The 17,878-nt window shown below is 50.9% G+C and carries 19 protein-coding genes and 2 pseudogenes; 4 read left to right on the top strand and 17 right to left on the bottom strand.

All coding sequences use genetic code 11. From position 1 onward, the window contains the following. Nucleotide 1: 1 nt before the first annotated feature. A complete protein-coding gene (locus PQG83_RS01080; RefSeq protein ID WP_312745757.1) occupies nt 2-256 on the top strand; it encodes a GlsB/YeaQ/YmgE family stress response membrane protein in 255 nt (84 codons plus the stop codon). Between the two features lie 80 nt (nt 257-336). On the opposite strand, the gene PQG83_RS01075 is transcribed toward PQG83_RS01080, so the two are convergent. Both PQG83_RS01075 and PQG83_RS01070 read right to left on the bottom strand, forming a co-directional pair. After that, complete coding sequence (locus PQG83_RS01075) at nt 337-993, bottom strand: HAD family hydrolase (RefSeq protein WP_312745756.1); 657 nt, start codon at nt 991-993, stop codon at nt 337-339. 98 nt (nt 994-1,091) lie between these two features. Beyond that, on the bottom strand, nt 1,092-2,207 hold the full coding sequence (locus PQG83_RS01070) for a DNA topoisomerase IB (protein WP_312745754.1): 1,116 nt from the start codon (nt 2,205-2,207) through the stop codon (nt 1,092-1,094). 607 nt (nt 2,208-2,814) lie between these two features. On the opposite strand from PQG83_RS01070, the gene PQG83_RS01065 reads away from it, so the two are divergent. Then, entirely contained in the window at nt 2,815-3,363 is a 549-nt protein-coding gene (locus PQG83_RS01065) for a hypothetical protein (RefSeq protein ID WP_312745752.1), read from the top strand. Between the two features lie 77 nt (nt 3,364-3,440). Here PQG83_RS01065 and PQG83_RS01060 read toward each other — a convergent pair whose 3' ends face one another. The 3 genes from PQG83_RS01060 to PQG83_RS01050 form a co-directional block, all read right to left on the bottom strand. After that, a complete protein-coding gene (locus tag PQG83_RS01060) occupies nt 3,441-3,848 on the bottom strand; it encodes a secondary thiamine-phosphate synthase enzyme YjbQ (protein WP_312745751.1) in 408 nt (135 codons plus the stop codon). 256 nt (nt 3,849-4,104) lie between these two features. Beyond that, nucleotides 4,105-4,296 (bottom strand): hypothetical protein, encoded by a 192-nt coding sequence (locus PQG83_RS01055; protein ID WP_312745748.1) that lies wholly within the window; start codon nt 4,294-4,296, stop codon nt 4,105-4,107. A gap of 423 nt (nt 4,297-4,719) precedes the next feature. Next, on the bottom strand, nt 4,720-5,124 hold the full coding sequence (locus tag PQG83_RS01050) for a DUF3597 domain-containing protein (protein WP_312745743.1): 405 nt from the start codon (nt 5,122-5,124) through the stop codon (nt 4,720-4,722). A gap of 476 nt (nt 5,125-5,600) precedes the next feature. Here PQG83_RS01050 and PQG83_RS01045 point away from each other — a divergent pair, with 476 nt between their 5' ends. Then, entirely contained in the window at nt 5,601-6,572 is a 972-nt protein-coding gene (locus PQG83_RS01045; RefSeq protein WP_312745738.1) for a hypothetical protein, read from the top strand. Nucleotides 6,573-6,602: 30 nt separating this feature from the next. Continuing rightward, entirely contained in the window at nt 6,603-8,636 is a 2,034-nt protein-coding gene (locus tag PQG83_RS01040; RefSeq protein ID WP_312745735.1) for a CocE/NonD family hydrolase, read from the top strand. On the opposite strand, the gene PQG83_RS01035 is transcribed toward PQG83_RS01040, so the two are convergent. The 12 genes and pseudogenes from PQG83_RS01035 to PQG83_RS00995 form a co-directional block, all read right to left on the bottom strand. Next, on the bottom strand, nt 8,633-9,661 hold the full coding sequence (locus PQG83_RS01035) for a D-alanine--D-alanine ligase family protein (RefSeq protein WP_312745732.1): 1,029 nt from the start codon (nt 9,659-9,661) through the stop codon (nt 8,633-8,635). The genes PQG83_RS01040 and PQG83_RS01035 overlap by 4 nt on opposite strands. Before the next feature lie 130 nt (nt 9,662-9,791). Further along, nucleotides 9,792-10,850, bottom strand: coding sequence for an SIR2 family protein (locus PQG83_RS01030; RefSeq protein ID WP_312745729.1), 1,059 nt, complete (start codon nt 10,848-10,850; stop codon nt 9,792-9,794). A gap of 297 nt (nt 10,851-11,147) precedes the next feature. Further along, a pseudogene (locus tag PQG83_RS20830) lies at nt 11,148-11,294 on the bottom strand (type II toxin-antitoxin system HicA family toxin); the annotation flags it as partial. 12 nt (nt 11,295-11,306) lie between these two features. Continuing rightward, the gene (locus PQG83_RS01025; protein ID WP_312745728.1) at nt 11,307-11,555 is read right to left on the bottom strand and encodes a type II toxin-antitoxin system HicB family antitoxin; all 249 of its coding nucleotides are present in this window, start codon (nt 11,553-11,555) and stop codon (nt 11,307-11,309) included. Nucleotides 11,556-11,648: 93 nt separating this feature from the next. After that, nucleotides 11,649-11,930 (bottom strand): hypothetical protein, encoded by a 282-nt coding sequence (locus tag PQG83_RS01020; RefSeq protein WP_312745726.1) that lies wholly within the window; start codon nt 11,928-11,930, stop codon nt 11,649-11,651. Next, entirely contained in the window at nt 11,927-12,064 is a 138-nt protein-coding gene (locus PQG83_RS20825) for an addiction module protein (protein ID WP_376753622.1), read from the bottom strand. Before PQG83_RS20825 ends, PQG83_RS01020 begins: the two co-directional genes overlap by 4 nt. 348 nt (nt 12,065-12,412) lie before the next feature. Next, nucleotides 12,413-13,042 (bottom strand): NAD(P)-dependent oxidoreductase, encoded by a 630-nt coding sequence (locus tag PQG83_RS01015; RefSeq protein WP_312745724.1) that lies wholly within the window; start codon nt 13,040-13,042, stop codon nt 12,413-12,415. Nucleotides 13,043-13,613: 571 nt separating this feature from the next. After that, entirely contained in the window at nt 13,614-14,612 is a 999-nt protein-coding gene (locus PQG83_RS01010) for a quinone oxidoreductase family protein (RefSeq protein ID WP_312745722.1), read from the bottom strand. A gap of 76 nt (nt 14,613-14,688) precedes the next feature. Beyond that, complete coding sequence (locus PQG83_RS01005; protein ID WP_312745719.1) at nt 14,689-15,216, bottom strand: type II secretion system protein; 528 nt, start codon at nt 15,214-15,216, stop codon at nt 14,689-14,691. 370 nt (nt 15,217-15,586) lie between these two features. Then, nucleotides 15,587-15,796, bottom strand: a pseudogene (locus PQG83_RS20820) (type II toxin-antitoxin system RelE/ParE family toxin); the annotation flags it as partial. After that, nucleotides 15,793-16,248, bottom strand: coding sequence for a cupin domain-containing protein (locus PQG83_RS01000; protein WP_312745716.1), 456 nt, complete (start codon nt 16,246-16,248; stop codon nt 15,793-15,795). The pseudogene PQG83_RS20820 and the gene PQG83_RS01000, both read right to left, overlap by 4 nt. Before the next feature lie 189 nt (nt 16,249-16,437). Further along, entirely contained in the window at nt 16,438-17,874 is a 1,437-nt protein-coding gene (locus PQG83_RS00995; RefSeq protein ID WP_312745713.1) for an ATP-binding protein, read from the bottom strand. Nucleotides 17,875-17,878: the final 4 nt, after the last annotated feature.

Raw genomic sequence — 17,878 nt, 5'->3', positions numbered from 1 at the left:
GATGGGTGTCATCGGTTGGATCGTTTTTGGGTTAATTGTGGGAGTAGTGGGAAAACTCTTAATGCCCGGCAAAGATCCTGGAGGATTTCTCGCCACTGTCGCAATCGGTATCATTGGGGCGCTCTTCGGGGGGATGCTCGGGCGAATGGTCGGCATGTATGGGCAGGACGATCCCGTCGGGTTTGTGATGGCCGTGATCGGGGCCATCCTGTTTCTCTGGCTTTATCGGGCGATTACCCGACGTGGGGACACATGACGTCAGCGATGTTCCCCCGATCGTCGGGAACAGTTTTTTTCCTCACTGACTCGTGATGTTTCCAGAAAGCCCCCAACTTCCTACCTCGCCTCAAATGTAATGGGAAACCCGGATGCCAGAAGCTCTGCACAATCCTGGTATACAGCCACCGCTCCAGCCGCATGGAGTTCCTCTCGACTAAAGGCTCCTCCTGTTCTGACCGCAATCGTCTGAAGCCCGCAACCTTGAGCGGATTGAATGTCCCAAATCGTGTCACCGACCACAATGCTCTCCTTCGGGGAACATCCAGCCCGCTCCAGAGTTAGTTGAAAAATATCCGGTGCGGGTTTCGCACTGTCGACATCCGCCGAAGACACCAGCCCGGCCAGCTTATCCTTCGCCTCAAGTGCTTGAACATGATGTTCCAATTCTTCAGACTTCGCGCTCGTCGCCAGCCAGATGCCGATGTCTTGCGATGAGAGGGTCGCAAGGATTTCTTTGGCTCCAGGCAAAGGATAGGTATGATCCTTCAACTCGTCAAAAAATTGGCTGTGTAATTCATTAGCCCGTCCGTGGATGGCCTCATCCGGAAGAAGCGCACCCAGCATCAAGTCCGACCCCTTACCAATCTGACGATGGATTGCGGCACGCGGAACGGGATGCTTGACTTCCGAAAAAGCACGGGCCCAGGCCTCCACATGTAAATAATTCGTATCCATAAGCGTGCCATCAACATCAAAAATTACCACTCGTATCATTTAAACTTTCTCCTGATCATGTAAAAAATTTGATCTGTCGGAGCCCCGGGAGTATTTGTTCGAGAATGGACACATAAGGACAACCAGTCGGCGATGCATTACACCTTTCCCTTCCTGGATGTGTTCTTGTTTGGCCGTTTCTCAGACTTTAATTGCTGTTGAAGCAACGTCAAAACAGCCGCTTCCTCCGCAGGTAAACCGCGAAGCGATTGAGAAAGCTCCCGATTCACCCGTTTGCGAAGTGTTTGAAGGAGAGTGCCTTCCATATACGCATTCAGCACTTGAGGGTGGACATAACATTTCTGACAGACCGCTTTCGTATTACCCAGTCGTTTGGCCACAGACTCGATGGCCCGTACCACATTTCGTTTTGCCTGAGCCTGGGAGTCAAACGATTGAAACTCCTGAAGCGCTCTGGCCGCCAGGACTGTCCCTGCCCACGTGCGAAAATCTTTGGCGGTAAAATCCTGTCCGGTCATCTCCCTGAGATACGCGTTCACATCGGTTGATTCGATGGATTGTTTGGCACCATTTTCATCGAGATATTGAAAGAGTTCATAGCCGGGGAGCTCTTGCGATTGCCTGACAATTTTCGCTAACCGCGGATCGGTAAGATCGACGGCATGATCGATACCACTTTTCCCTTTAAATTGAAATGTGAGGGTAGAGCCCTTCACATTGACATGCCGGTCCCTCATGGTCGTTAATCCGAAGGACTCATTGTCACGCGCATAGGCTTCATTCCCGACTCGAATTAAAGAAGTTTCAAGAAGCCGGACGACCGTCGCCAGAATTTTGGTTCGCGGTAAACCTTTTTGAGAAAGATCCCGCTTGACGATCCTCCGAATTCGGGGCAAGGCTTGAGCAAAAGCCGTCAAATGTTCATATTTAACCTCATCCCGGATTCTCCGCCATTGCGGATGATATCGATATTGCTTACGGCCTCTCGCATCCCGGCCCGTCGCCTGAAGGTGTCCGTCCGGGTGCAAACACACCCACACATCCTGCCAGGCAGGCGGAATGGCCAAAGCCTTAATGCGCCCTAATACGTCAGGATTACGGACGTGTTTGCCATTATGTGCGACATAACGAAATCCTTTTCCTGTTCGTTTTCGGACCAACCCCGGGCACTCGTCCGTGACATAGCGGAGTCCGGCAGCTTTCGCCGAAATAATCGGATGATCTACGGGTGCAGGTGATGCCTTAGCTGTCACACGATTTTCAGCCCTCTATGCCCAATTAATCCTGAAGTGCAATGCGTTAAGCCTTAACACCTCAGAGACGTTGCCCGGCATTTACATTATAAAATGACGTTCTCAATGGATTGAAATGGATACTTTTCCATTTCCATTAGAAAATTCGTCTGTTCCCATGCCATCTCCAGCCCTCATATTGAACCGTTTCCAGACCTCAGAAAAATTTCTTCACTTGTGAGATAACGACTCTGGCAAGCGACAGTAATGATCAACCCGGTCGACTAAGAGGCTCTTCCCAGGAACAAGTAATTCCGAACCATTGCAGCATGAGATATCACTCAATCCCTTTTTCTCCTTCACGAACAACCCGTGAATGGGGTTCTCTGCGATGGGAGGGTCATCCTGAACAAAGGGATGATCTGCACCCAGGTGAGAAGACCAAAAGCGGGTTCCTCTTAATTGGGAGAATACGATCAGTTGTGGATCTGGAAAGATGGGAAAGGCAGTGAGGCATCTAACCGTTCCCGGCAGAATCTTGCAAAAAGTCCCGTAAAGTTCTAATTTAAGAAGACCCGGGAGGAAAACCCTCCGGGACAACTCTTCTCCGCATAAAAAAAAGGAATGCATGAGAGACAATGCTGTGATCTGGCTTCTCCTCGGAGCGCTGCTTGGGGGCGTCATCAATGCAGCCGTCAGGCGATACGCCACCTTCAAAGAAGGCAAAGGCATCGCCCTTGCCATACAGGGAGAGATCGCCGCCATCATCGAAATTGTCTTAAAACGACGGTACCTGCAACATCTTGAAAAAATCATTCAGAAACTTTCCGACCCGGCCCATCAGCTGACCGCCAACGATATTTTTTCACCAAGAATTTCCGAAAATTATTTCCCGGTGTTTAATAGCTTAGCGAATAAAATCGGTTTGCTGACAGATCGGAGTGCTGCCGTTGCAGATTTTTACACCAAAGCGAAATCCGTTATTGAGGATATCCATGCCCTTGAGGAGATGAAGGACAACATCACGACAGGCTCAAAGGACATTGACAGGCCTGCCTTGTTGGAATTGACCACGGAACTTCGTGATCTGCTTCATGATGCAATGAGGATTGGAATTCAAGCAGTTGAGGACTTGAAAAACTTCCAGGACAGATCCTGGATGTTAGGAATCCGGTAACCCATGATTTTGCCCTGGGCCACTATGCTCACGCATGAAGGCCATTTCACATTCCCCTCAACCTGGAATTCTCAATGTCATTGGCTTCCCGCTGTAGGAGCTAAGCCCACCACGAGCTGGCGTTCCCGCGGGCCATCGAGTTCTACCAATAACACCGATTGCCAGGTGCCTACACGCAACTCACCATCCATCACGGGCAAAGTCAGGGACGCTCCGATCAGGGAGGCCGCCATATGAGACCACGCATGGGAGGGATCATGGGCATGACGGAATCTAATCTGAGGGATGATTTTTTCGGCGACTTCGAGTAAGTCTTTTTCCGTGCCTTCTCCGATTTCTCCAGTTGTCAGGGCCGCAGTGGTATGAGGGAGAAAAACGTGGCACAAGCCATTCTGAAAATCCGCATTTTGGATGATCCTATTCAGTTTCGGAGTGAGATCCACAATATCCTTGAGGTTCTTTGTTTGCACTTGTAAAGTATCCATTATTTCCTTTTTGCTGGAGCCAAGGACCTTGCTAGGTTCATGGCATATTCGTGAAATAATTCCAGATTTCTATAATTTTCTCTCGATACCCCACAGCTTCAAGAGGAGTCATTTTGATTCGTCTCTCTTTTCCTCGTTCCGTGGGACTAACATGATTTTAGATCTCTACCTCAGAGGGCTTGCCTAGTTGTACTCCCCCTCGGTCTATCATGGACATAGGTGGCGACTCTCGTGGCCTGGCGAAAACGTTTGCGCCTTATTGCGATGATTTTATGGTGAGTGCCTCTCGCTGCGTTGCCTCTGCTTTCCAGCCTGGCTGGGTCGTTCCGTCCTTGGGTGCAGGCCATCCTTGGCGCTGCGTAGCGCGATCACCGTCCATACTTTCCGTTTGATCATGAAATAGCTGGACCTGCGTCTCATACGGCATATCGATGCCGGCCTTGTCCACGTCTGATACCTTTACGTCTCACAGCGGTGACATACGATTCCGCATCATCGATCATCCCCACCATCCCTCTTGAATAAGAAGTGTGGCGCGTTTGCACTGCATCACTTTTCAAGCCTGGCAAGGGGGTAGACTAAAGAAGCCGGTGAGTTGCATCCATCTCAGGCGGCGCAGCTTCTAGTGAATCGACGAAAACCGTCACATCCCAGATATCAAAAATAATCACGAACGTCGGAAGTTTTACCGATATGGCGGTGCTCATAGATGAAGTGGGGATTCCACGGCATCCTATGCCTTACCCGGCCATCAGATCAGACTCCTTAGTGACCCCAGCTGAATCAAAATCCTTTGCACTGGATGTTCACCGACTTCGATTTCAGCAAATGCCTCCATAGGCAGGTCTCGTTCTTCTAGTTCCTCACGCCACTAGTCTAAAAGTTCCTTCGGAATATTGCCCCCATTCTCGGCAAGTTTTTGGAGCACCGTCTTGTGGAGCCACATATTCATCTGCGCGGAATCCTTCATCTTGTCTGCAGGACACCCAAGTTCGGTTGCCAGTTCCTTACGAGCCGCCAGGCTGCTATCGAGATCCAGGAGCTTGAGCAGATCCACAATCGACGTTTTCCAATTAAGCTTTTGGGGGTTTGAGGCTGCAAGACCTTCAAGTTTTCCTTTGACATCCACCTCCGTGGTTCCAGGTGAAGGAGCAGGAGAAGCCGGGGCGGCCTGCGGAGCCGGGGGTTTTTGGCCAGGTGACTCTGGGGCAGGAGCAGCCTGTGCTTCGGAACCGCTGAAACCGAGCTTATTTAGAATTTTGCTAAAAAAACTCATGGGAGATCCTCTCTATTAAAGGTGATCGTTATGATGGGTAAAAGAATGGATGTATTCCGATGACCTACTCAGATTTATCGATTCTTTCTTCGAACTACCTGAGAGTTCAAAAAATTTGGACAGGACTCCTGACATCATGAAACATTATCATTCTGATTGGAATGGATACTTTTCTCTTTTCGACCGGGGATTCGTCTGGTCGCAGAAAAATCTGAGGACCCTTATGAACAAAATTGGTTGTTGGGTTATTTCCATTTGTGGCTGATCTGGCAGGAGAAGTCACCGGAGAGCTGTGCGATTGTTCAAAAGATTAGTTGTGGGGGATGGTTGAAAGCTTAGAAAAGAGAATCTCCCGGGAATAAGCCAATGGGATGAACCTGCCTCCGACGGAAGCAAACAATTGTATTGCATGACTTTATCTCAATTAGTATGGTAGGGGTTCCATGTCGGATACATTATGAAAGGATGAAACGAGCATGCCGATTTGTGAAGCCGACCCCTGGCGCATGCAGTATTTCGAGGGCATTCCATGCCCGCCGGAAGTCAACATCCCTACCGAAGACGGCGACGCCTGGGCGTGGTACCCACAATACAAGTGGATCTATAACAAACTGATGATTGCCGAGAGCCAGAACCTGCCGTGTGCTCCGCACGGGTTGGATCCATCCTTCTTTCCCGTGTTTTCAAAACCGATTTACAACATGCGAGGCATGGGTGCGGGAAGCCGTGTCTTACGCTCGTTAAAGGAATACAAACATTTGGAACGACCGGGGCACATGTGGATGCCGTTACTTCAGGGGGATCATGTGTCCAGCGACGTCGCCGTGGTGGAGGGCGAACCCCATTGGTGGCGACATGCCACCGGCAAACCGCTGGAAGGAGGAATGTTCGATTATTGGACGGTGTTGGCAACGCCATTTCCAACCATCGAAGCCTACTGTGGGGACTGGCTGCACCGGCATCTGGCCGGGTACACCGGCATGATCAACTTTGAGACGATCGGCGGCAAAATCATCGAGGTGCATTTACGATTCGCAGACCAATGGCCGGATTTGTACGGGACCGGTTGGATTGAATCGCTCGTGCGGCTGTATGCCAAAGAACAATGGCATTTCGATGATTCCCAACGACAGGAAGGGTACAGTGTCGTCTTGTTTGGCGCCCATGGTGTCCATTATCAGCATCCACCCAAAGACGTGATCGCTCAATTGTGCCAAACACCACAGGTCTCCAGCATTCAAATCACATTCCATGAAGAAAAACCTCCGAAAGATCACTCCATGCCCCCTGGCGGATTTCGTCTGGCTATCGTCAACTGCTGGGATCTTGAAACGGGATTCGAAGTCAGAAAAAAGCTGGCGCTGAGTTTTTGGTCCACCCATCAGTTTCAACCCAATCGCCTCCCCGCTCCCAAAACTATCCGCGACTCGGTTGCGGAACGGCATTAAACAGACTGTCGAAAAACTCAGAGATTTGTGATGCTCATCGATTACACCATCCTCGACCGCATTACCGAAATCGAGAACACCTGGATTACGATGTCGGACGGATGCCGGATCGCCGCACGCATCTGGTTGCCGAAGTCAGCAGATACGGAGCCGGTTCCGGCCATTTTTGAATACCTCCCCTATCGCAAACGGGACTTTATGCGATCACGGGACGAGCCCATCCATCGGTATTTTGCCGCGCATGGGTATGCCAGTATCAGGGTGGATATTCGAGGCTCGGGGGACTCTGAAGGGATCATGCATGATGAATACTCCCATCAGGAGCATGACGACGCACTGGAAGTCATTGCTTGGATCGCGAAACAACCCTGGTGTTCGGGCGCGATCGGGATGATGGGGATTTCGTGGGGCGGATTTAATGCGCTCCAGGTCGCCGCCAGAAATCCGTCTCATTTGAAAGCCATCATTACCTTGTGTTCAACGGATGACCGGTACGCTGATGACGCGCATTATATGGGCGGCTGCCTCCTGAACGAAAATATGCAATGGGGTTCCATGCTGACGCTGTACTCGGCACTGCCGCCCGATCCGGAAATTGTCGGCGACCAATGGTGGGAGATGTGGCAGCAACGATTAAACAATCTCGAACCGTTTCCCGTGGTCTGGATGCGACACCAAGCGCGAGATAATTATTGGAAACACGGGTCGGTGTGCGAAAACTACGACGCCATTCGCTGCCCGGTCTATGCCATCGGAGGCTGGGCCGATGGCTATACCAATGCCATCCCCCGATTGATGAGCCATCTCTCCTGTCCGAAAAAATCGCTCATCGGTCCCTGGGCCCATGTCTTTCCGCAGGACGGCGTCCCCGGCCCGGCCATCGGCTTTTTGCAGGAAGCCGTCCGGTGGTGGGACCACTGGCTGAAGGGGAAGAAGACAGGAATCATGGATGAACCCGCTTTTCGGGTATGGATGCAAGAGAGTCAGACGCCGCAACCCCAATACGCCGTATGGCCCGGCAGATGGGTAGCGGAAGAGACCTGGCCGAGCCCTCGCATCAGCGAACAACGGTGGTTTCTGGAACCGGGACATCTCTCTCCTATTCCTGAGAAATCCACGGAGTTGTCGTTTTGCTCACCCCAGACAACCGGGGTCCGGTCCGGAGAATGGTGCGGATTCGGCGCGGATGGAGAAATGCCGCGGGATCAACGACCCGACGATGGCGGGTCGCTCGTCTTCGATAGTGATCCCCTCACTGAACGACTTGAGGTCTTAGGCGCACCGGTCGTGGAACTGGATCTGTGCGTCAATCAAACGGTTGCGATGATCGCTGTCCGTCTCGGAGAAGTCGCTCCCGACGGGTCCGTTCTGCGTGTCACGTACGGGCTGTTGAATCTCACACATCGCGAGAGTCATGAAACACCCCAACCCCTGGAGCCAGGCAAATGGTATCAAGTACGTGTGCAACTCAACGACTTCGCCCATGCGTTCCCTCCGGGCTCCCGGATCAGGCTCGCTCTGTCCACCAGTTACTGGCCGATTGCCTGGCCGCCACCCTTTCCTGTGACAATGACCGTCCGGACCGGGATGAGCAATGTGACTCTACCTGTGCGACCTCCCCGCCAGGAAGACGAAGCCCTACGGCCGTTCGGGCCACCCGAAGCTGCGCCCGGCACCCCGCATAAAAAACTCCGGCAACTCAGCATGCGGCGAACCATTGAGATCGATCTCGCCAGCAACGAAATGGTCTACACATTACGGAGTGACGGGGGAGAATTTGACGGCGCATCTCACGCCAGGATTGAAGAGATCGATCTCGATGTGGGGTACACCCTCTTTAAACGGTATCGCATTCTTGAAACAGATGCGTTGTCGGCTCAGACGGAATTAACACAGACCGCCCACTTGAAACGGCGGGACTGGTCGATTTGGCTGGAGTGTCGGACACGGCTCACCGCCACGACCGAAACCTTTCAGTTTGCGGGAGAATTGGAAGCCTATCATGGCGATCAACTCATCAAACGACATGACTGGGCGCTGGCAATCCCCCGGTCGCTTCTCTAACTGGTTGCGACAGACATCCGGTTGATGGCCGCCTGAAGAATCGTGTGTAACATCTCTCCATATTTGATTCCCGCAAAACCCGCCATAAAGGCCAGCTTTCCGTCGTAAGCCCAGGCCGGATTCGGATTGACCTCCATCAGCTTCGGCATACCATCCGACCCGACGCGAAAATCAAACCGTGCATAGTCGCGCAGCCCAAACCTCCTGAACAAGGTTCGCACCCAGTCTTTCATCTGACCCTCAAGACCCGGATCGAGGACAGCCTGTTTAAATTTAATGTCTGTCCAATAGGGCGAGTCGGGGTAGGCCTTTGACTCAAAGGACAAAATCGGATCAAGTCCAGCGGGAAGACGCGAGAAATCAACTTCCAGGGGAGGCAGGATACAGAAATCATTTTCAAGATTGCCGATGACGCCGATGCCGTATTCCGGGCCGGGGAGATATTCCTGCATCAGCGCATCACGGCCGGGAAGTGTCGAGCGCAACCAGTCCAGATACGTTCGCGCTTCCTCCGGCGACCGGACCACGGCATCCTTCGTAATGCCCACACTCCCGTCAGCCGCATTGGGTTTAATCAGCGCAGGATAAAAATCCGGCAAGGCTTCGAGCGAGTTTTTAGAGTCAATGAAGTACTCCCACGGAACCGGGACGCCATGCGATTGGGCCACGAGCCGGACAATCGCTTTATCAAAACAGATAACCATGGCCGAGGGCGGCGCGCCGGTATACCGAATCCCCAGCATCTCCAGATACGCAGGAATGTTAAGTTCCTGAGCGGGCACATTGCGAAACCCCGTATCGCAAAAATTGACGACTAGATCCGGAGGGTCTTGCTGAAGCTGCTCAAACAGACGGGCATGGTCGTCATAAAACAAAAACGTATAGTTGGAAAGCTCCTGAAAGGCCGCCTTCATCGCATTGTGCGTCGCCGTATCCTCCTCATTATATTGCGCATTGCGCTTCGTCGGATCAGCCAGTCTGGGATCTCCGGTGATCACACCAATCTGGTGGATGGTGTTCGTCATGTCTTAATATCTCTTAAGCATTGGAAACCACCCCTCGGGTAGACATTCACACTACGGAATTAAGAATGCCCATGAAATTCGGGAGAGGTTAGCCTTTTATCTTCTCTCGCTCACACACAAACCTCTCATCTTATAGACGCCCAGCAAACTCATCAACATTTTCATAATAAATCCATTCACATTTTGAATTTACATTTTTTCGGCGAAGTAGGTTTCTCCACTTACTAAGAATGGCCGGATTTGGATCTACAACTGTAATTTTCTTAACTTTCTGATTTGTAAACCCAGAAAACAACGACTGTGCCAACCGATCGGCTTCTGGGAGTGAATACCCACAAATGATTAACTCTTCGGCTTCGTGCAGATATTCGTACGCCTTTGTCCATAAGAAGCAAAACAACTTGATGTGGGTAATTGGCTTAATTGGAAGCGGGGGCATAATTAAAGGTGAAGAATCTTCTTTTGGTGTAGGCGTTCCTGATTTAGCATACCAAACCTTTGGAATTTCGAAAGAGCCGCTACTATTTGATAATGCACCAATTAAATTTTCAAAATCTGTTTGCGAACACCGCCAGTTGATAGATCCGTGAAGTTTGATTAAAAGTGGGTCATCAAATTTAAGTGATCTTTTCTTTGATTCCGTTTTGCTTCTTTTCAAATTATCGAAATAAACTTCGGCGACATTGAACTTCTTTAACAACTGAATATCAATTAAATCATCATAGTTAAAAGTAATGAACCGATCTTGAACGTTAGATGCGTCTTTCGCCGAGCCGACCACGTTATTTATTATCCTTTGATATGGACCACCATTTTTTTCTCGACATTTCCGGAGAACGAAGCATATAAGGTGGGAAAGCTGATTGAGATAGGTTTTGGGATCAACGGAACTCCTCCGCCGACGTGGATGGATCGCGTCAATAAATTCAAGGTGTGAAATCTGAATTTGAATAGCGTACTCTAAACCCTGGTCAGAAAACTTCGAATGATCCCTCCACTCCTTTAAAACATAATCGCGAGCTTCATTAACCCACTGCGGCCTTTGAATATTCAGACCGTCGATTCTATTACAAAAATCCCTATCAAGCGGAGCGATTCTATCCACCGTACTCCGACCTGCTGTTGCACCATGAGAGGCGCCAGCACCAAAAATGAAAACTCGCCTTACCTTAAACCTTTCTCGTTTCATAAAAGATCACCCCCAATGGATCTTAAAAAAGGGGGTTAGATTTCTGAGGTCAGGTTTTGCAATCACGCAATCCGGTTTCGTCTTCACTCAACTATCCCACAGCGTGCCCATTCGCTGTCACCTAGCAAGACCTGACCACAGAAACACTCAAAGATTCCTTTGATCTCCCGAGTTAGCGGGTGACCAAACGGCGGAGGATGAGATTTTTTCTTTTCCTGGTACGACATGTTTTCGGGTTTGTGTCGTGGCGGGATAGGAAAGGCCACACATTTACGAAGGCTCAGCAAATCGGGAAATTTACAGCTCGCTTTCGTCAATTCCGGCAATCTTCATAAGGTGTTTTAGCAGACCCATTTTCAGTGCATTATTTCCATGTATAGGAACCGATATTCTGGCAGGGTCTCCTTCTTTAACGTAAATGTGATGGCTTCCTTTTGTTCTTCGTGATTCCCAACCTTACTTCTCAAGGAGCTTTGCGAAAGTCTTCCCTGAAACGGCTTTCACACCGCAATTCTCCATGACTATGTCTTTTTCTGTTATCTCAACCTCCTTTAAATCAAGGGACAAACATCCCTCAACCGCCTCGTAGATGTTTCGGAGAAGGTCATCGAATGTCTTCCCCTGAGTCGCGCACCCTGGAATGGAGGGAACTTCCGCCCAGTAGCCTCCTTCCTCCGCTTCATGAATAATTACCTTAAGTTTCATGACATCACCCCATTAATGTATCTAGAGGACATGAGTAAATAGAAGGTCCCCACATCACCCTCTTTTCACATGCATTAACACTTCACTCACCGGCTAGAATAATACAATGAGATTCTTGGTCCATTGAGAGGATAAGTCAAGTTGTAGATCTGCAAAACAGACCGGGGAATTGTCGAAAAAATTTGTTTGACGTTTTTCGTTTAAAAGAGGGTATTTGGGGAGCAAGAAATGCCCCACTATAGAATAAAGAATTCTGATAACGGCCACTAAAACTTCATCGGCAAGGCTAAGACCAAGTCCGCTTTGTTTGGCTGCATAGAAGGCAACTGCTTGATCGTATTCAGCTTCCGCTTCAGGATGAAAGCTGAACCTCATCGTTGATATTTCGCTCGAATCCTTGCGAAGACTTGTTCGCCCGGGATGACTTCAACCTCACCTGCTTCGATCTGAGAAACCCGTCGTTCTGCTTCCTCGATCCACAGCCGATGAAATTCAGCTTCAGTTGGCAGATTTAAGCTCTAAAGAAGCTTTTCTACAAGACTCGCCCGTTCGTCAGCCGGAAGCAAAAGAGCTTCTTCAAGTAATTTGTCTGTTACAATACCCATGGCCACCTCTCTTTTAATATGTACCCAGCCTACCTAAGCCTTCAACTCTCCTTACTGAAGGACCCATGCACAAGAACCAACGGCGGGCCGCTACCATACCTCTCATAAGAAACTGTGACATTATCGGGTGAAACAATTTGCTGCATACGGCCTTATTTTTCTGTGTTTTTGATTACTATGAAACCTGTTGGTCCCGTTATTCCGAATTCATTATCACAGCTTATGTGTATCGGCAACACATCTTTTTTCCGGCTAATAAGTCAATAACGGTGTTTGTCTGAGATAGTGTTTGGACTGAAGCTCTTTCAACATAAAGTGGGCCACATCAGCACGGGAGATCTTGCCTGCCGTGACTCCGCTCAGATCAGTCAACACGCGAAAGCGTTCTGTTAAAGGCCCGTTGGTCAAAAAACCCGGCCTGACAATCGTCCAGTCTACTAAACTTGCTTTGATCAGTGATTCCTGGCGATCTTTATCGGCGTAGATGGTTCTAAGTAAGAAAGGCAAAAAGATGGAGTCATAAAAAAAGCCACCATGTCCCTTGCTTTCTCCGGCACCAATACCCGTCACACAGATCAAACGCTTGACCCCGCTGTTTTTCATGGCCCCAAGGACATTCTTGGTTCCCTCCGAGAAAACCGTCACCCGGAACCATGGAACTTTTACGCCAATCGTGCAGCACACCGCCTCCTGACCAGCCATCGCAAGCCCGACTGATTCCGGATCAAGAATGTCGCCTTTGATTACTCTCAGCCGCTCATTCTGTGAAGAAAGATTTTGGGGATTGCGAACCAAGGCGATGACCGTATGCCCGGCGGTCAACGCCTGCTCAAGAAGTTGCCGTCCGATACCACGAGTGGCACCAAGGATCAAGATATTCATGGCCTCCTCCTTATGGAATCGACAGCAATGACTATCTACAATGCCCCCACTCCCTGCAGATCGGCCAACCGGGCGGATGATCAAATCAATAGGCGGACCTTGTCTTAACCTGGCGAATTGGGCCGCCCTTCCGTTGCCTGCGTCCGCACAATCAAAAGAGGCCGACCTGGGGGAAATTGGTTTTGGGTCCTTTTGCCACAACAAAAGGACCTCGGCTGCCGGGACGAACCCTGGCATAACCGGACGAATTCTTATTCAATCGACGAAATAAAGCAAGTTGGAGGAAAGGGAAAATGAACAGGATTATTGGAAGGGAAGGAGCGTAGAGCCTCCCTAAAGATCTTCAATTGGAATCGTCAATCTCCTTTTTTTCTCTCATCTTATCCTTGATCGTCTGGCCCTGTGGTTTTTTATTTTGGGTTAACTTAATCCAGAGCCAATCGGTTGCATAATGGCCGTGACGATATAGTATTTTACGCTTAACCGAGGAGAAAGGTAGAGACCGCCTCGACATACATCTTCGGTGCCGGTGTTTCACACAGACGGCGGCCGGGATGTAGCCATTTCGTCCTTAGTCAGCCACCTGCACCAGCACTTTTCCCATCGGACCCTTGGCCAATCGGTCAAACCCCGTCTTCACCTCTTCGAAAGGGACAATGGTGTCCACCTGGGGCCGCTGCCCCATGGCATCCAATCGACCGACGATCTGTTCCCATGCCTCATGCGCTTCCGGAGCGGTATAGTCTCCAACCGAGACTCCGCCTATTCGATTACGGTGAAAAAACAGGGTCGCCGTGTTGAACTTCGGCACCATTCCTCCGCTCCGGCCGACGACGCTGATCCGTCCGCCATACCCAAGCAAAGCCACCACCTGAGGAAGCAGCGCGCCTCCCACGTTATCCACTGCGAGATCGACCATGCGCGGGTTCAATGCCGCCGTCACAGACTTCACGAGATTGCCGTCCATCGGGTCGAACACGAAATCAGCTCCAAGTTTTTGCAATTTTGCTCTCTTTTTCGCGCTACGCGAGAGGGCCACCACCGTCAGATTCATCGATTTCCCTAGCAGCACCGATGCCACACCGACACCGCCGGAGGCCCCGGTCACGAGAAGGACAGATTTCGCAGATGGCGGTGCCGGGGGATCGGCCCATTGAGTCAACGCTTGCCAGGCGGTCAAAAAGACCAACGGAGCCCCGGCCATTTCTTCATCCGACCAGCCGGTAGGGGTACGAGTCACACTTTTGGCCGGAACCACCACTTTCTCAGCAAGCGTTCCCCACTGCTCTACACCCACCTCGCAACGCAAGATCCCAACGGTCTCGCCTACGTGCACGTTTTCTACGCCTGGTCCGACCGCTTCCACTTCTCCCACCCCATCACGCCCAAGAATGTGAGGAAGCGATGGATTGGCCGGGTACATCTTTCGCGCAAGGAATGCATCAGCCGGGTTCAGTGCGGCAAATTTCACCCTCATCACCACTTGTGCCGGACCCGGTTGTGGATCCGGCACTTCGCCGAGCCGCAAGTTTTCAACATCTTCATAATCATCCATTAACCACGCACGCATTCCATCACCTCTTCTTTCTGCAATTTTTTGCCTTATAGGGGCTTCATAAATCCAACTTGTATGTGCAACTCAACCGCTACTGATTACCTTCATTGGAACCACTCTCGAGCTCTTCCTCGGTGAGCACGCAATCAATATCGAAGTTCTCCTTGCTGGTGAGATCGAAGAATAGCGTACCCCGTCCGTATTCGGCGTGGACACCGTGGGTCGCCTCATTGTTTGATGTGCCCTTGTCTCCAACGAGATTAAAACTCCTACGGCTGACCGTCAAATCCTTGCAAGTGAGATCGAAAGGTACGGATTCCGTATCATCTGCAACATTAACTTTTACGAGTAATTCGTCCAACGTATCGTCGAAAAAGTCATCTTCATCAATTCGAATGGTAAATTCCCGCGGAGTTTCAGGTTTACCGTCGAGATCCACGGTGAGCGTGTATACGCCGGTTTGTCCGTCAACCAATGTTTCAGGACCGTCAATGGTCAGTGTCTCGGGAGTTGCCCCTCCAGTAAGCGAATACGTCTCGATGGCGGCAAAGATCACAAAAATGATCGCCAATACAACCAGCACCCCTATGAGACTGAAACCGGCATTGGCTTGTTTCATGTGCCGTTCTCCTTTTCTGAAACCAGAAATATGACGACCATGGAGGGAAAGCCACATATGGAGCTTTGAGATATTTGACGCATGAAAAGCCCTCACAAAGTCCACGGCTGAGCGGCGGATCGGAGGCCTATGGATTCGAGCCTACCTTTCGGTCACGGTAGGTAGCTGACAAGCGGTTCCAGACACGGACGATCTTTAGCGGATGGTTTACCCGGCCCATTCAATGCGGATGAGTTAAACCATCCGCTTCGCCGGCCACAAGGCCCAAACATCAGATTGAAATGTTCTTGGAGGATTTTTAGGCAATCAAAGAAGTAAGTCAAGTTGTGAGACGGCAAAAGAAGAATCCCAAATCGCGCTCCCTTTCAGGAACCAGCTGACTCCCGCGCTTTATAAAATTCACCCGGTAATCAGGACCATAATCAATCCGTAACTCAGAAACACCCTCGCCAGCAGGTTTGACGTCCCCAGTATTCCCGGCCGCTCAACGCTCAACCCGAACGTGAATACGCGCCCGTGCGGGTGTGTCGGATAACCCATCCAGCCTTTGGGCGTACTTCTCAGTCTTTCGTTCTGCTATACCTCCACCTGGCTTGCGACGGTGACGCCGTTTTGCTTGAGGACCTCCAACACCTTGGGAATGTCTGGAGGGCCTGGAGGAATTTCCCTGTTGAAGGCGGTGAACATTCGGGTGGCCATGCTGCCCTGACCGGTGAGTTCGAACATCTCTCCGCCGCCCGGGCCGTAGCGAAAGCCGTGCACGGTACCGGCGGGTACATGCACCAGCGTGCCCGGCAGGCACATGACCGTCTTGTTGTCATAACTGAATTCGATCTGCCCTTTAAGGACAAAGAAGGACTCGTCCCAGGCGTGACTATGCAGGGGCGGACCCATTCCTTCATCGCCCTGCTGCAGAGTGATCTCATAGCCTTGTGTTGCGTCGTTTGACGCAAGCACGGTCACCTTCGTGCCAATCACATTCAAAGCGGGTTCGTAGTTATCGGGTGAGACAATAAAGGGTTGCGGCTTCATGGTGTCATGACCTCCAGTGTATGAAGTAAATGGTTAACCATTGCAGTAGAAAAAATCAGCGGCGAATTCTTCTTCAACCGATAAAATAAGTCAAGATGTGGGACAAAAAAAATCGGAGGCGGGGAATGTTAAAATCTTTGTACTTGAACGATTCGATACGTCCATCACGGAACATATTTCATTGCAAGCTTAGGCGTAGGTTTGATCGGCGGCTTGGGAAAGGGGCGATGTCGGCAGATGGATCGTCACCGTCAAGCCACCGCCCGGGAGGTTGGCCAAACTGATATCCCCGCCATGATTGCGAACGATGGATCGAGCGATGGCCATGCCAAGACCGATGCCTCCGGTTTGTTTATTGCGGGATTCCTCCAGCCGCACAAACGGCTGAAAAACCCGTTCAAAATCCTGCTCCGGAATTCCCGGGCCGCTATCTTGAATCATAATTTGAAATTCCGTGTCGTGCTGTCGAAGCTTGACCTCGACCCGTCCTCCATAGCTCACGGCATTTTCAATGAGATTCCGAAGGGCCCGTTTGAGGCTGATGGGGCGGCAGGTATATGGCGTTTTCTGCGCACTCTCGAATTTCACATCCATGCCCATATCAGCCAGATCCTGACAAAGACTATCGATTAAGGCACTGAGGTCCACCGAACGCGATACTTCCGTCGAGGCCTCGTCCCGGGCGAAGGCCAGGGTGGCTTCGGTCATCCGTTGCATGTCATCCAATGTATCCAGCATCTTGCCTCTGGCTTCCTGGTCCTTCATCAATTCCACTTGCAGTCGAAGAGAGGTAATGGGAGAGCGTAAATCGTGACTGATGGCCGCCAGCATTCTCGTGCGATCCTGGACAAACCGTTGAAGTCGTTCGTACATGCGGTTAAACGCGCGGATGGTCTGCTGAATATCGACGGGACCGTCTTCCGGAATGGGCGTGATGGATTCCCCGCGACCAACCCGCTCCGCGACTTCTGTAAGTTGTTGAAGCGGACGCGTAAGGCGTTGCACCATGAACACCACAATCAGGCAGATACTACCACCGGCAAGGACCATCGAAATGAGTGTCGGTAGCGCCCAACGGCCCAGGGATGGGGTGATCCCCATGCCGGCATTCAGCCACCGGCCATCCTGGAGACGCGCAGAAATCAGCAGGCCCGGGGCATCAAATTCAGAGAGCGGAAGAGGAAAGGACGGGCCGGAGGTTTTATTGCGCAGGATGGAATTCTGAGCGCCTTCCGGCGCCTCCCCTATGGTCTTTTTCCATGACCCGTCCTGTGGGGGAAGCATGAACCGCAGCTCAGATACATCATTTTTGCTGAGCAAATCCGTAAGACGGCTGATCCACTCATGGTCGCCTTGTTGCATGGCTTGAGGAATCTGACTGGTATCCGACAACCAGTAGTACAATTTTCGTGAACTGGCGGCTTGGACCATGCGATCGTGCAAACCGGATGGACTGTGTTCAATGAGATCAATGAGAGAAGCGGTTCGCTCGAGAATTTGAGTCCGCTCGACAGATCGAATCGCCGCACGACGTTCATCGGTAAAGATAAGGAAGTTGGCCACTTGCGCCATGACGAGAGCCGCGAGCAGAAGTCCAATCATCTGACTGGTCAGCCGTTTCGGCAACACA

This window comes from Candidatus Nitrospira neomarina (assembly GCF_032051675.1).
In the GTDB taxonomy this organism is placed as follows: Bacteria; Nitrospirota; Nitrospiria; order Nitrospirales; family UBA8639; genus Nitrospira_E; species Nitrospira_E neomarina.
This window is presented reverse-complemented; position numbering and strand designations above follow the sequence as displayed.